Source organism: Sphingomonas faeni (assembly GCF_023195535.1).
Lineage (GTDB): Bacteria > Pseudomonadota > Alphaproteobacteria > Sphingomonadales > Sphingomonadaceae > Sphingomonas > Sphingomonas faeni_B.
The window spans coordinates 787,977-802,129 of record NZ_JALPNF010000001.1 but is presented as its reverse complement, the minus strand read 5'-3'; the positions used below and the strand labels follow the sequence as shown (position 1 = coordinate 802,129).

10 protein-coding genes are annotated in these 14,153 nt (G+C 67.1%); 6 read left to right on the top strand and 4 right to left on the bottom strand.

All coding sequences use genetic code 11. The features are described 5' to 3' along the window. Positions 1–152: 152 nt before the first annotated feature. Positions 153–1,073 carry a right-handed parallel beta-helix repeat-containing protein gene (locus SPHN_RS03215; RefSeq protein ID WP_248521051.1) on the top strand — a complete coding sequence of 307 codons (921 nt, stop codon included), beginning with the start codon at positions 153–155 and terminating at the stop codon, positions 1,071–1,073. Positions 1,074–1,529: 456 nt separating this feature from the next. Here the strand turns inward: SPHN_RS03215 and SPHN_RS03210 are convergent, their stop codons facing one another. After that, positions 1,530–3,161 carry an alkaline phosphatase family protein gene (locus tag SPHN_RS03210; protein ID WP_248521050.1) on the bottom strand — a complete coding sequence of 544 codons (1,632 nt, stop codon included), beginning with the start codon at positions 3,159–3,161 and terminating at the stop codon, positions 1,530–1,532. A gap of 108 nt (positions 3,162–3,269) precedes the next feature. On the opposite strand from SPHN_RS03210, the gene SPHN_RS03205 reads away from it, so the two are divergent. The 4 genes from SPHN_RS03205 (at position 3,270) to SPHN_RS03190 (ending at position 8,814) form a co-directional block, all read left to right on the top strand. After that, complete coding sequence (locus SPHN_RS03205; RefSeq protein WP_248521049.1) at positions 3,270–5,309, top strand: protein-disulfide reductase DsbD family protein; 2,040 nt, start codon at positions 3,270–3,272, stop codon at positions 5,307–5,309. A 234-nt stretch (positions 5,310–5,543) separates the two neighbouring features. Beyond that, positions 5,544–7,070, top strand: coding sequence for a circularly permuted type 2 ATP-grasp protein (locus SPHN_RS03200; protein WP_248521480.1), 1,527 nt, complete (start codon positions 5,544–5,546; stop codon positions 7,068–7,070). Further along, positions 7,070–8,005 (top strand): alpha-E domain-containing protein, encoded by a 936-nt coding sequence (locus tag SPHN_RS03195; protein WP_248521048.1) that lies wholly within the window; start codon positions 7,070–7,072, stop codon positions 8,003–8,005. Before SPHN_RS03200 ends, SPHN_RS03195 begins: the two co-directional genes overlap by 1 nt. Further along, positions 8,005–8,814 carry a transglutaminase family protein gene (locus SPHN_RS03190; RefSeq protein ID WP_248521047.1) on the top strand — a complete coding sequence of 270 codons (810 nt, stop codon included), beginning with the start codon at positions 8,005–8,007 and terminating at the stop codon, positions 8,812–8,814. The genes SPHN_RS03195 and SPHN_RS03190 overlap by 1 nt, the downstream gene beginning before the upstream one ends. Positions 8,815–9,047: 233 nt before the next feature. Here the strand turns inward: SPHN_RS03190 and SPHN_RS03185 are convergent, their stop codons facing one another. Together SPHN_RS03185 and SPHN_RS03180 are read right to left on the bottom strand one after the other, a co-directional pair. Next, positions 9,048–9,824 carry an arginyltransferase gene (locus SPHN_RS03185; protein ID WP_248521046.1) on the bottom strand — a complete coding sequence of 259 codons (777 nt, stop codon included), beginning with the start codon at positions 9,822–9,824 and terminating at the stop codon, positions 9,048–9,050. 154 nt (positions 9,825–9,978) lie between these two features. Beyond that, entirely contained in the window at positions 9,979–11,238 is a 1,260-nt protein-coding gene (locus SPHN_RS03180; protein WP_248521044.1) for a threonine ammonia-lyase, read from the bottom strand. A gap of 203 nt (positions 11,239–11,441) precedes the next feature. On the opposite strand from SPHN_RS03180, the gene SPHN_RS03175 reads away from it, so the two are divergent. Further along, entirely contained in the window at positions 11,442–13,148 is a 1,707-nt protein-coding gene (locus tag SPHN_RS03175; RefSeq protein WP_248521042.1) for an amidohydrolase, read from the top strand. 18 nt (positions 13,149–13,166) lie between these two features. Here SPHN_RS03175 and SPHN_RS03170 read toward each other — a convergent pair whose 3' ends face one another. Beyond that, positions 13,167–14,054: an acyl-CoA thioesterase gene (locus SPHN_RS03170; protein WP_248521041.1), complete on the bottom strand. Its 888-nt coding sequence runs from the start codon at positions 14,052–14,054 to the stop codon at positions 13,167–13,169. Positions 14,055–14,153: the final 99 nt, after the last annotated feature.

Sequence of the window (14,153 nt, the reverse complement as noted above, 5' to 3'; positions counted from 1 at the left end):
CGCGACGATCCGGCGATCGTGGCGCCGATCTTCGTGCTGCGTCATTTCGGGACACGGGTCGCGTGCGCGCGCGGATCGACTCGCCGAACGTCCGCATTCCGTGCGATTGAAGGCCATGCGCCGCAAAGGCCGGCGGAGGAGGATTTTTTCCGATGAAACCATCGTTGCTGGCGCTCACGCTGTTCGCTGCCCCCGCCTTTGCACAAGGCGCAGCGCCGTTCATGGTGAACGGGCAGGGGTTTGCGACGCTGCAGGACGCGGTGTCGTCGATCCGCATGGGCACCGCGACGATCCTGATCGCGCCCGGCACGTACCGGCAATGTGCGGTCCAGGCCGGTGGACACATCACCTTCAAGGCGGTGCAGCCGGGCACCGCGATCTTCGAGAAGGTGGCGTGCGAGGACAAGGCGGCGTTGGTATTGCGCGGGCAGGGCTCGGTCGTCGATGGCCTCGTCTTCCGCGGCTACCGCGTCTCGGACGGCAATGGCGCGGGGATCCGCACGGAGATGGGCGACCTGACCGTCACCAATGCGATGTTCCTCGACAGCCAGGAGGGCATCCTCGGGGGCGAGCCCGTCGGCCAGACGATCACGATCGACCATTCGACCTTTGCCGGGCTGGGTCAGTGCGACGAATCGCCGAGCTGCTCGCATGCGATCTATCTGGCCAACAAGGGCCGCGTGACGATCACCAATTCGCGGTTCGAACGCGGGACGGGGGGGCATTACGTCAAGCTGCGCGTTCCGACCGTCTCGATCACCGACAACAGCTTCGACGATACCGCGGGGCGCAAGACGAACTACATGATCGACCTGCCCGACGGGGCTACCGGTCTGATCGCGCGCAACACCTTCGTGCAGGGCCGGCAGAAGGAGAACCATACCGGGTTGATCGTGGTGGCGGCGGAAGCGAAGACGTACCGGTCCACCGGGCTGCGGGTGGAGGGGAACGACGCACGGCTTTCACCGGGGGATGGTACGAGCCCGGCGTTCATCGCGGATTACAGCCATGATAAGCTCGCGCTGGGGGCGAACCGGCTTGGGGCCGGATTGCGGGCGTTCGAGACGCGGTGAGTGGCGGTTGGGCAGCGAAGCAGGGAATTGCTCAACCTCCGGCGTTGCCGCACCGCCACACCGCCACACCGCCACACCGCCACACCGCCACACCGCCACACCGCCACACCGCCATATGGTCACTCCGGCACACCGCCACACCGCCACACCGCCACACCGCCACACCGCCATATGGTCACTCCGGCACTCCGTCACGTCCCACCGCCGTCACCCCAGCGAAAGCTGGGGTATCGCCGTTGGGACGGGTCGCGCGCGTCACGGGAGATCCCAGCTTTCGCTGGGATGACGGATTAAGGGGGATGACGGATTAAGGGGGATGTCGGAGGGGCGGCGGATGGCGCAACCGACGAAGCGGAAGCACCGCGCCCGTCCAAAAGACTGCTCTCCCGCGAAGGCGGGCGCCCAGACTGGACTCCCGCCTTCGCGGGAGAACAAGCTAGGCGAGCAAGACCTGCCTCAATTCGGGCAGGTGCTCGCGGCCCCCGGGTCTAGATCGAGGCACCGTCCGTCCAGCCCGTTCACCGGCAACCCGATCGTCGCCGCCAGCGTCGGCACGATGTCCACCGTTTCCACCGACAGCGGCTGCTCGAACCCGCTCATGCCCTTGCGCCAGAACAGGATCGGCACGCGGCGGTCGTAATCCCAGGGCGAGCCATGCGTCTCGACATAGCCGCCCGCCGGCGACACGATCGTCGTCACGCGCGGCTTGAGCAGTACCACCAACTGCCCCGAGCGCTCCGGATAGAAGGACGCGCGCGCGCGCTCGATCAGCGTCCAGTTTTCGGGCGGGGTCTTCGCCATTGGCGTCGCCATGATCTCGGCGGCGGAGTACGCCCCCGCGATCTGCGGCAGCGCGCGATAGCGGCGCAGCGCCTCGGCCAGCACCTTCGCGCGCGTCTTCTCCGGCAGCGTGTCGTCGATATACACGTCGCCCTCGGTCCCGAGCAGCACGCTGCCCGACAGCCCGAGATCCTTGGCGATCGCGGTGCCGACCTGCTTGGCCAGCACGTTCTCGTCCATGTGCGCTTCCATCGGCATCGCGCGCTGCTGCTGGCGCTCGGTCGCGTCATGCGCGCCGTGATCCGCGGTCAGCACGACCTCGTAGTCAACCCCGGTCTCGTCCATCACCGCGAAGAAATCGCCGAGCGTCCGGTCGAGCTCGGCCATCTGGATGCACATCTCCGAGCCCTGCGTACCGTAGGTGTGGCCGATATAATCGGTCGCCGACGCGCCGATATCGATGATGTCGGTCTGCGGGCCCTTGCCGAGCTTCATGTCCTGCACCAGCGCCGCCGCCATCGCGAACACCGCAGCGTCGGATGCCGGCGAAACCCGGAAGCCCTTGACGTCGCCCGCCTCGCGCTCGAAGCGCCCCTGGCCGTACGTCTTGCCGGCGATCACGATCGGATGGTTCACGCCCGCGCAATAGCCCGGCAGCGGCAGCGCCGTTTGCGGCTTGGCGATCAGCGCGGCGACCGCATCGCGTGTGCGCTGCACGGCTGGCGGCACCGCGCGGCCGGCGTAGGATACATAGGTCTTGCCGTCCCACCACCAGAGCTCGTCGACCTTGTGGCCGCCCATCATCACCGCCGCGCGATCCTTGCCCGCGACCGACACCGAACGCGTCCGCGGATCGCGTGCTTTCATCATCTCGCCGAGCGTCGGCACCTTCAGATGCATGTCGGACACGGTGTAGCTGTCGTGCGTGCTACCCGTGACGCGCTCGTCCTCCGAGCAATAGACGATCTTGTCGGGCCGCCCGGCGCGCTGGTCGACCCAGTTGTTGGCGATGATGCCGGTATGCGCGGGCCGCATGCCCGTCAGGATCGTCGAATGGCCGGGGCACGTCTCGGTCGCGGCGTGGCTCTGATAGCCGCTCGGGAACACCGCGCCGTTCAGCAGCCGGGTGAAGCCGCCGGTATAATGGTTGCGATATTGCTGGAACAGATCGGCGGCGAACTGGTCGACCGAGATCGCGACGATCAGCTTCGGCGGGGTCGTTGGAGTTGCCGCAGGCGCAGACGGCGCGGTCTGGGCGGAGACCGAGGCGGCCGAAGTCAGCAGGAGCGCGGCGATAAGTGCTTTCACGAACAGTCCTTTAGCCAGCAACGACCACCGAGCGGGGCCGTCGCTTTGAAGTGCAATACGAGACGGTCACCGCTATGGCTTTGCGCGATGAACGAAACAAGGATGGCCATGCGCAGTTTACGTTGCGTCCTGATGACGGTTTTGCTCGCCGTCTGCGGACTGGCGAGTGGGCCTGCGCTCGCGGAATCGCTCAACGGCTCGAGTCAGCATCTGTCGATGCGGTTGGTCGCGGAAAGCGATCGGCCCAAGGCCGGCGCACCGCTGACGATCGCGCTCGCGACGACGCCCGAGCAGGGCTGGCACGGCTATTGGCGCAACCCCGGCGATGCAGGTTTCCCGGCGACCTTCGACTGGACGCTGCCGGCGGGCGCGAAGGCGGGCGAGCCCGAATGGCCGGTACCGACGACGCTGCTGATCGCGGGCTTGATGAACTATGTGTACGAAGCGCCCTATGCGCCGCTCGTGACGATCCGGATCCCGGCGGGGCTGGCCGCGGGGGCAAAATTCCCGATCCGTCTGAAGACGAGCTATCTCGTCTGCTCGGCGACGATCTGCGTGCCCGAGGAGCAGGCGCTGTCGCTCGATCTGACCATCGGCGACGGCGCGCCGTCACAACAGGCGGCATTTGCGGGCTGGCGGCAGGCGATCCCTAAGCCGCTCGACGCGGGCGCGACCTATGCGGCGGCCAACGGGACGATGCGGATCGCGGTGCCGTTCCCGGCGAGCGCGAAGGCCGACAAGGCGTATTTCTTCCCGGTCACCACCGGCGTGATCGAGAACGGCGCCGCGCAGAAAGTGACTCGTGACGGCGACCGCCTTACGATCGAGACGAAGGTCGCGGCGAATGCCAAGACCGGCGGCCCCATCGAGGGCGTGCTGCGGATCGGCGATGGGCAGGGGCTAGGCGTCAAGGCGACTCCCGGCGCCGTGGTCGGCAGCAGTTCAAGCACGGGGACCAGCGAAAGCATCTGGCTGACCGCGTTAATCGCGTTCGCGGGCGCGGTGCTCGGCGGGCTGATCCTGAATATCATGCCGTGCGTGTTCCCGATCCTGAGCCTCAAGGCACTCAGCCTCGCCCGCGGCGGTGCGAGCGAGAAAGACGCGCGCGGTGAGGCGCTCGCGTACACCGCAGGCGTCGTGCTGGTCTGCCTCGGGCTTGGCGCCGCGATCCTGGCCCTGCGCGCAGGCGGCTCGGCGGTCGGCTGGGCGTTTCAGTTGCAGCATCCCGCGGCGATCGTCGTCCTGTTGCTGTTGAGCGTGGCGATCGCGTTCAATCTTGCCGGGCTGTTCGAGGTGCCGACGCCGCGCTTTGCCGGCGAGAGCGGCGCGAGCGGGGCGTTCGCGACCGGTGCGCTCGCGGCGTTTATCGCTACGCCGTGCACCGGGCCGTTCATGGGTGCGGCGCTCGGCGCGGCGCTGGTGCTGCCATGGCCGGCGGCGCTTGCCGTGTTCGGCGGGCTCGGGATCGGCTTGTCGCTGCCCTTCCTCGCGATCGGGTTCGTGCCCGCGTGGCGGCGGTGGTTGCCGAAGCCCGGCGTGTGGATGGAGACGTTTCGCCACATCCTGTCGGTGCCGATGTTCCTCACCGCGATCGCGCTCGGCTGGGTGCTCGGGCGGCAGACCGGGGTGGATACGCTGACGCTCGCGCTGGTTGCGGTGCTGGCGGTCGGCGCAGTGCTATGGATCGGTGGCACCCGCCAGCGCAAGGGCAAGGCGTTCGGCGTCGTGGCGCAAGTCGCTTTGGCTATCGTGGTCGTCGGCAGTGCGGTTCTGATCGCGCGCGCGCCACCGCCGGCGGCCAAGGTCGCCACCGCCGGCGACGAGCCATTCACCGAGGCAAAGCTCGCCTCGTTGCGGGCGGAAAAACGTCCGGTGTTCGTATATTTCACCGCCGACTGGTGCCTGACGTGCAAGGTCAACGAGAAGGCCGCGATCGATACGGCCGGAGTCCGCGATGCGTTCGCCCAACACAAGGTCGCGGCGCTGATCGGCGATTGGACCGACGGCGACCCGGTGATGGGCCGTTTCATCCAGGCCCATAATCGCGCCGGGGTGCCGTTGTACCTTTACTATGCGCCAGGTGCCGCCGAGCCGACCGTCCTCCCGCAGGTCCTGACGCCAGGCTTGCTCGAGGGCCTTGGCGCTTAGGCTGATTGCCAATCCTCCCCCGCGAGGGGGAGGTGGCGCCGAAGGCGACGGAGGGGGAGGGGGCGATAAACGCCGTTGCGTGTCCTCCCCCTCCGACTGGCAAGCGCCAGCCACCTCCCCCTGGCGGGGGAGGATCAGAGACCGCAGGTCAGTCAGTCATATTCTTGACTTGTGCAGCGCAGCGAAGCGTTGCAGCATGGAACCGTAACGCTTGATGGGGAATTGACCGTTCCGATGGGGAAACAGGCGTTCGACGAAATCATGGGGACGCCGGGCGATACGACCGCTCGTCCCGAACTCGCGGCTCTCGGGCATTGGATCGAGGAGACGCCCGACGCCGAGCTGCGCCGTCGGCAGGAAGCCGCCGAGACGACGTTCCGCCAGCTTGGCATCACCTTCGCGGTGTACGGCGAGAACGAAGCGGCCGAGCGGATCATCCCGTTCGACATCGTCCCCCGCGTGTTCCTCCACGACGAATGGACCCGCCTTTCGGAAGGCCTCGTCCAGCGCGTCGAGGCGATCAACGCATTCCTCAACGACATCTATGGCGAGCGCCGCATCCTGAAGGAGGGCATCCTTCCCGAGGACCTCGTGCTCGGCAACGCGCAGTTCCGCCCCGAGATCGCCGGCATCCGCCCGCCGCACGGCGTCTGGGCGCATATCTGCGGGATCGATCTGGTCCGCACCGGTCCCGACGACTTCTTCGTGCTAGAGGACAATGCGCGCACGCCGTCGGGCGTAAGCTACATGTTGGAAAACCGCGAGGCGATGCTGCGGCTCTGTCCCGAGCTGTTTCGCGAGTTCCGCGTCGCAGCGGTCGACAGCTATCCCGACCTGCTGCTGGAGACGATGAAGTCGGTCGCGCCGCACGGCACGGGCTCTAACCCCACCTGTGTGTTGCTGACCCCGGGCCATTACAACTCGGCCTATTACGAGCACAGCTTTCTCGCCGATTCTATGGGGATCGAACTCGTCGAGGCGGCCGATCTGGTGGTCGACGACGATATCGTCTGGATGCGGACGATCGCGGGGCGGGTGAAGGTCGATGTGATCTATCGCCGGATCGACGACGATTATCTCGATCCGCTCGTGTTCCGTCCTGACTCCGCACTCGGCGTGCCGGGGCTGATCGCAGCCTATGCGGCGGGTAACGTCGCGATCATGAACGCGCCGGGCAACGGCATCGCCGACGACAAGGCGATCTACAGCTACATGCCCGATATCGTGAAGTTCTACTCTGGCGGCGAGTGCAAGCTGCGCAACGTCGAGACGTGGCGGTGCCGAGAGCCGCAGGCGCTCAAGTACGTCCTCGACAATCTCAAGGACGTCGTCGTCAAGCTGGTCGACGGCTCGGGCGGCTACGGCATGCTGGTCGGCCCGACCGCGTCGAAGCAGGAGATTGAGGACTTCCGCGCCGCGCTGATCGCCGAACCGCATCGCTACATCGCGCAGCCGACGCTGGCGCTGTCGACCGTCCCGACGATGGCCGATGGCGGCCTGTCCCCACGCCACGTCGATTTCCGTCCGTTTGTGCTGAGCGGTTCGAAGGGCGTGCAGGTTGTGCCCGGCGGTCTTACCCGCGTCGCGCTGAAGGAAGGCTCGCTGGTGGTGAACTCCAGCCAGGGCGGCGGAACCAAGGACAGTTTCGTCCTGATGAAGGATCAGTCGCAGCGGATGGGAGCGGGCGGGATGACGCAGACGATGGGCGGCATGTCGCAGACGCTCGGTACGATCCTCCCGTCGCCGGGAGCGAATAGCTGATGCTCTCGCGTACCGCCTCGTCGCTCTACTGGCTCGGCCGCTATTTCGAGCGTGCCGACTTCATCGCAAGGCTGGTCGAGGCCACGGTGCGTCTCGACGTCCTCTCATCGCAGCCTGCGGGTGAGGCAGCCTGGGCCTCCGCGCTCGCCGTCACCGAAACCGAGGAGCCGTTCTCGACGCTCGGCGGTAACCTCAGCCAGACCGAGGTCGTCCGCTTCCTGACGCTCGATTCGAGCCATCCCGGCTCGATCGTCCGTTGCGTCGACATGGCGCGCAACAACGCCAAGGCAGTCCGCACCGCGCTGACCCGCGAGGCATGGACCGCGATCAACCGTGCATGGCTGCTGTTCGAGAACCGGACGATTCCGCGCAGCACGACCGACCAGATGAACCTGGTCGAGGCGGTGAAGACCGAGACGCGCGGGTTCGAGGGCGCGGTGCACCGGATGCTGCGCAACCAGACGACGTGGTTCATCCGGCTCGGCCAGGCGGTCGAGCGCGCGGACAACACCGCGCGACTGCTCGACGTCAAATACCATATCCTGTTGCCCGAGGGCGAACGGCTCGGCGGCGCGATCGATCGCGACCAGTGGACAACGATCCTCCAGACCGTGTCCGCGGTGACCGCCTATCGCTGGCTATATAATGAAGGTTTGCGTCCCGCCGACGTCATCGACCTGCTGCTGGCCCGCGCGGAATTGCCGCGCAGCCTGGCGGCATCGGTCGAGGAGACGGTCGACGTGCTCAACCTTCTGGCGAAACGCACGGGCAATCACGGGGAGGCGGACAGGATGGCACGGATGCGCGCATCGCGAATGGCCAAGACGCGATCGGGCGAGGTCATCGCCTCGGGACTGCACCAGTATCTGCAGGCCTTCATCGCCGAGAACGCGCTGCTTCACGGCGCGATCGGCCGCCAGTTCAAGTTCCAATAATGCGGTTGTCGATCGATCATCACACGATCTACCGCTTCACCCAGCCGCAGGGCCGGCTCGTCCAGATGCTCCGGCTGACTCCCGAGAACACGCATGACCAGACCGTGGCGTCGTGGCGCATCGACGTCGATTGCGACGCGCGGTTGCGGCCGGGGCGTGATGGCTTCGGCAACGCGGTGACGATGCTGTATGCCGAGGGGCCGGTCGACGGAATAGAGATCACCGTCAAGGGCGAGGTGCTGACCAGCCACTCGGACGGCGTGCTGCGCGGCGTGCACGAGACGTTGCCGCCCGCGTTGTTCCTCCGCGCGACCGAGGCGACCGCGCATGATCCGGCGATCGCCGAGTTCGCCGCGGATGCCGTGGTCGGCGCGCGTGATCGGATCGGCGCGCTCCACCGGCTCAACCGGGCGTTGCACCAGCAGTTCGTGTTCGATGCCGGTCGCCCCGAGCCGGGTCTCACCGCGGGCGCTGCGTTCCGCAAGGACAGCGCCACGCCGCGCGACATGGCGCAGATGTTCGCGGTCGCCGCGCGGTCGCTGGGGGCGCCGGCACGGTATGTGTCAGGCTATCATCACACCGATTTCGAGGTGGTGCATTTCCCGACCCCGCATGGCTGGGCGGAGGCGCATGTCGACGGGCTTGGCTGGGTCGGGTTCGATCCGTGCACGGGGATGTCGCCCGAGGAGCATTACGTGCGGGTCGCGATGGCGCTCGATGCGGCCGGGGCGGCGCCGGTTGCTGGCTCGCGGCTGGGCGAGGGTGGCGAGGAGCTCGACGTCGACGTGGTCGTTCAGCGCGAGGACTAAAGATTTGTCTCCCCGCGAAGGCGGGGATCCCGACTGGGCTCCCGCCTTCGCGGGAGAACGAGACGCCGCCCGCCGGTTCGTGGTATAACTACCCCGGCGAAGGCCGGGGCCCAATTGGCAAGGTGGTCGTAACGAAGGGCTATCCTCCGTTAGCAGCGTTTCCCAATTGGGCCCCGGCCTTCGCCGGGGTGGTCCGTTCTAGGGATCGGTGTAACTTCGCTAGAGCGGCAGTCTCAAACCAGCGCCGCAACCCGTTCCGGCTGCGTCACCAGATCGGCCTCAGTCAGCCGCCGCCAGCCCGCCGGCCCCAAGACCTCCAGCGGCCGGTACCGCGTCTTGTATTCCATCCGCGGCGAGCCCTTCACCCAATAGCCGAGATACACGAACGGCAGCCCCGCATCGCGAGCGCGGAGGATGTGGTCGAGGATGATGAAGTTGCCGAGTCCCGGCCGGTTCGCATCGTCGGCGGCGAAGAAGCTGTAGACCATCGACAACCCGTCCGCCTGCCGGTCGGTCAGGCACGCGCCGATCAGCCTTCCCTGCACGCCATCGACCGAAGGTTCGCGATATTCGACGATCAGCGAATTGACCGGCGAATGCTCGATCATGTCGGCATAGTCGTCCTCGTCCATGCCCGCCATGCCGCCGCCCGGATGGCGCGTGCCGAGATAGCGGCGGAGCAACTGGAACTGCTCGTCGGTCGCCCAGGCCTTGCAGGCGGTGATCTCGATATCGCCGTGCCGCCGCAGCAGCTTGCGCTGGGTCGCGTTGGGCACGAACTCGCCCGCGACGATCCGGACCGACACGCACGCGGTGCAGCCCGCGCAGGACGGGCGATACGCCACGCCCTGGCTGCGACGAAAGCCGATCCGCCCGAGCGCGTCGTTCAGTTCGCCGGCATGCGGCCCGGTCAGTTCGGTGAACACCTTGCGCTCCTGCCGGCCCGGCAGATACGGGCACGGGGACGGGCTCGTGACGAAGAAGCGCGGAAAACGAAAAGGCGCAGTCACCGAACCAAATGTCCTTCAGGCAGGCGTGGGGAGCCGCGGTTTCGACATATGGTCGTAACGCACGCTACTGAAAAGCGGGTTTACCACGATAGAGCGTTAACGCCGTAAATTACGGCGCTATCGCAATAATCGCGGCGACAACTACCCCCGAGGATCAGGCGAGTTCGACGGTCGACGTCTCGTACCCGCCGGCGCGCAACGCCCCCACCAGCCGGTCGAGATGCGCGCGGTCGCGAAGCTCGCATTCGATGTCCGTGATCAGGCCCTTCGCCGGCAGCGTCGTGAAGACGCGCTGGTGATAGATCTCGATGATGTTGACGCGTTCCTGGTCGAAGATCCGCGCGACGTGGAACAGCGCACCGGGCTTGTCCTGCAACCGGATGCGCAGCCGCGCGAGCCGGCCCGACCGCGCCAGATCGCGCAACAACACGTTGGCGAGCAGCCGCGTGTCGATATTGCCGCCGCACAGCACGATGCCGACGGTCTTCCCCGCGAACCGCTCGGAATGCGACAACAGCGCCGCGAGCCCGGCAGCACCCGCGCCCTCGACCACGGTCTTTTCGATCTGCAGCAGCAGGCTGACCGATTCCTCGAGGCTGCGCTCGCTGACCAATACGATATCATCGACCAGTTCGGCGACGATCTTCGCGGTGATCGCGCCCGGCTCCTTGACCGCGATACCTTCGGCGAGCGTGTCGCCGGCGCAGGCCATGTCGGTACCGTTGATGCGGTTGTACATCGACGGGAACAGCTCGGCCTGCACGCCGACGACCTCGATCGGATGACCACCGGGCGCTTCGCTCAAAGCCCGCGCGACCGTCGACATGCCCGAGATCAGCCCGCCGCCGCCGATCGGGATGACCAGCGTATCGAGTTGCGGCACGTCCTCCAGCATCTCGATCGCGACGGTGCCTTGGCCGGCGATGACGCGGGGGTCGTCGAACGGGTGGACGAAGGTGAAGCCGCACTCGCCTTCGAGGATGCGTGCGTGTGCGTAAGCCGCGTCGAACGTCTCGCCGTGCAGGACGACGTTGGCGCCGTGGCCTTCGGTCTGCATGACCTTCACGGTCGGCGTGTTGGTCGGCATCACGATCGTCGTCGGGATGCCCAAGCGGTTGGCGTGATAGGCGAGGCCCTGCGCGTGATTGCCGGCCGACGCGGCGATGACGCCCTTGGCGCGCGCTTCGGCCGACAGCTGCAACAGCGTGTTGAGCGCGCCGCGCTCCTTGTACGCCGCGGTGAACTGGAGATTCTCGAACTTCAGATACACCGTCGCGCCGGTCATCTTGCTCAGCGTCTTGCTGATCAGCGTCGGCGTGCGGACGATCGAGTCGCGGATCCGGTCGTGCGCGACGCGGACGTCGTCGATCGAGACGGGGAGGGTGGGTGCCGCTACGGCAGCGTGGGTAGCCATGTCCGACCCGCTAGACCATCTGGCGCGCGTGGGAAACACCGCTTATGCGCGGGGGCTATGGCAAAACTGGCAATTTTCGGCGAGGGGACGGCGCGCACGACGATCGCGCCGTATCCCGTGGCGACCAAGCTGCTCATAACGGCCGATAAATCACGCGGGGCCCGTCAATGCCCCGGCGCGCAAAAGTGGAGTGTATCGAAGTGATGCGTTTTCTGATCTCCACCGCCGCGCCAGCGCTGATCTCCACCGCCGCGCTCGCGCTGCTTGCCACGCCGGCGCTGGCCGACGGGATCGTCGACAACGTCAACGGCATCACCGTCGCCGACGGTGGCCGCGTGATCCACTTCAAGGCGATCCTGATCGACAAGGACGGTAAGGTCACGCGGCTCGTGCCGCCGGGCGAGGAAGCGCCCAAGCTCAGCCGCAAGGAATTGAAGAAGAACGCCGGCAAGCCGCTCTACGACTGGCGGATCGACATGGGCGGCAAGACCGTGCTGCCGGGTTTCGTCGACGCGCATGGCCATGTCATCGAGATGGGTTTCGGCGCGCTGTCGCTCGACCTGTCGATGACCAAGTCGCTCGAAGAAGCGAAGTCGCGGATCGCCGCGTATGTCGCCGCCAACCCCGACCGGAAATGGGTGATCGGCCGTGGCTGGAACCAGGAGGCGTGGGGGCTCGGTCGCTTCCCGACCGCGGCGGACCTCGAGTCCGTTTCCGGCGGGCACCCGATCTGGCTGTCGCGTGCCGATGGGCATGCCGGCTGGGCGAACCGCGAGGCGATGCGCGAGGCCGGCGTCACCGGCGCGACCGTCTCCCCTCCCGGCGGTCGGATCGAGAAGACCGGCGGCGCGCCCGCGGGCGTGTTCGTCGATGGCGCGCAGGCCCTGATCGAGAAGGTCGTCCCCCAGCCGCTCCCCAAGGAACGCGATGCCGCCTTCCTGACGGCGCAGAGCATCCTGCTGCGCTACGGCGTCACCGCGGTCGCCGACATGGGCACGACGCTCGACGACTGGCTGACCTATCGGCGGATGGCGGACATCGGCGGGTTGCGCGTCCGTATCATGAGCTATGCGCTGGGTGTCGAGACCGCGAGCCGGATCGGCGGCAAGGGGCCGACGCCGTGGCTGTACAATGATCGCCTGCGGATGGGTGGCGTGAAGCTCTATGCCGACGGCGCGCTGGGATCGCGCGGCGCGTGGCTGCTGAAGCCCTATGCCGACGCACCCGGGCAGTCGGGGCTCGGCTTCGTGACCGACGACCAGCTCCAGAACCAGATGAGCCGCGCGGCGATGGACGGGTATCAGGTCGCGGTGCATGCGATCGGCGACAGGGCCAACCAGATGGTGCTCGACGCGATCCAGGTCGAGAGCGAGACCTATACCGGCGACCGTCGCTGGCGGATCGAGCATGCGCAGGTCGTCGATCCGACCGACCTGCCGCGGTTCGGCAAGTTCGGCACGATCGCCTCGATGCAGCCCACGCACGAAACCAGCGACCGGACGATGGCCGAGGCACGGCTTGGGCCGAACCGGCTGGTAGGGGCCTATGCGTGGAAGTCGATGCTGGCCAATGGCGCCAAGCTTGCGTTCGGCACCGACTTCCCCGTCGAGAAGCCCGATCCGTTCGCGACCTGGGCCGCGGCGTTCACTCGGCAGGATGCCGATGGGCAACCGCAGGGTGGTTGGCAGCCGCAGGAACTGATCACGCGCGAACAGGCGTGGTGGGCGATGACGGGTGCGGCGGCGTATGCCGGGTTCGCGGAGACGAAGTTCGGTGCGCTCGCGCCCGGCCAGCGCGCGGATTTTATCATCGTCGACCGCGATCCGACAATGGCCTCGCCGACCGACCTGCGCGCCACCGTAGTGCAGGAGACGTGGATCGGTGGCGAGAAGGTCTGGACGCGCCAGTAACCCTGACGACGCACAGGGTTACTGGCGCATCCGGATCAGCCCTTCCTGCGCGACGCTCGCCACGAGGCGGCCGTCGCGCGCGAAGATCTTGCCGCGGTTGAAGCCGCGCGCGTGGCCCGACCAGGGGCTGTCGCAGGCGTAGAGCAGCCAGTCGTCGGCGCGGAAATCCTCGTGCAGCCAAAGCGAATGGTCGAGGCTGGCGGTCTGCAGCCCCGGCGTGATCCAGTTCTTGCCATGCGGCAGGAGCGCCGTGCCGAGCAGCGCCATGTCCGACGCATAGGCCAGGATCGCGCGGTGCATCGCCGGATCGTCGCCGATCGGCGCGACGAGGCGGAACCAGTTGGCGTAGTTGGGCTCCTGCGGGGCCGGATGGATCCAGCTGCGCGGGTTGACCGGGCGCACCTCGATCGGCCGCCAGCGGAGCATGTGCGCGCGGAATTTCTCGGGAATGCCGTCGATGTTCTCGAGCCGCAGGTCACGGTCGGAGCGGAGCGTTTCGGGCGCGGGGACGTCGGGCATGGCGTCTTGATGGTGAAGGCCTTCCTCGGGCATCTGGAACGACGCCGCCATGTTGAGGATCGGCTGGCCCTTCTGCATCGCGATCACGCGCCGCGTCGCGAAGCTGCGACCCTCGAAATCGCGCACGACGCGGTAGACGATCGGATAGTCCTCGTTGCCCGGGCGCATGAAATACGCGTGCAGCGAGTGCGCTGCCTTGGGGCCTTCGGTCGAGCGTTGCGCGGCCTGGAGCGCCTGCGCGATGACCTGCCCGCCGAACACACGGCCGACGCCGCCGGGCTGGCGCTTGCCGACGTAGAGATCGGTATCGACCTCCTCGATTTCGAGCAAGTCGACGAGACCTTGGGCGAGTGCTTCGGGCGAGGTATCGGCGATATCAGTCGTCATGTGGAATCTTCACCTTTGTTCCCCGGCGGAGGCCGGGGCCCAGTTGGGAAGGCCGCAGTAACGGAGCACGGCGCCACACCGCAAGGTCCCCCCACCTGG

What these genes read in the sequence shown, in the direction of transcription:
- SPHN_RS03200 (WP_248521480.1), top strand. Translation starts at nt 5,544, where the DNA reads ATGGGGAAACAGGCGTTCGACGAAATCATGGGGACGCCGGGCGATACG.
- SPHN_RS03170 (WP_248521041.1), bottom strand. Translation starts at nt 14,054, where the DNA reads ATGACGACTGATATCGCCGATACCTCGCCCGAAGCACTCGCCCAAGGT.
- SPHN_RS03190 (WP_248521047.1), top strand. Translation starts at nt 8,005, where the DNA reads ATGCGGTTGTCGATCGATCATCACACGATCTACCGCTTCACCCAGCCG.
- SPHN_RS03195 (WP_248521048.1), top strand. Translation starts at nt 7,070, where the DNA reads ATGCTCTCGCGTACCGCCTCGTCGCTCTACTGGCTCGGCCGCTATTTC.
- SPHN_RS03215 (WP_248521051.1), top strand. Translation starts at nt 153, where the DNA reads ATGAAACCATCGTTGCTGGCGCTCACGCTGTTCGCTGCCCCCGCCTTT.
- SPHN_RS03175 (WP_248521042.1), top strand. Translation starts at nt 11,442, where the DNA reads ATGCGTTTTCTGATCTCCACCGCCGCGCCAGCGCTGATCTCCACCGCC.
- SPHN_RS03205 (WP_248521049.1), top strand. Translation starts at nt 3,270, where the DNA reads ATGCGCAGTTTACGTTGCGTCCTGATGACGGTTTTGCTCGCCGTCTGC.
- SPHN_RS03180 (WP_248521044.1), bottom strand. Translation starts at nt 11,238, where the DNA reads ATGGCTACCCACGCTGCCGTAGCGGCACCCACCCTCCCCGTCTCGATC.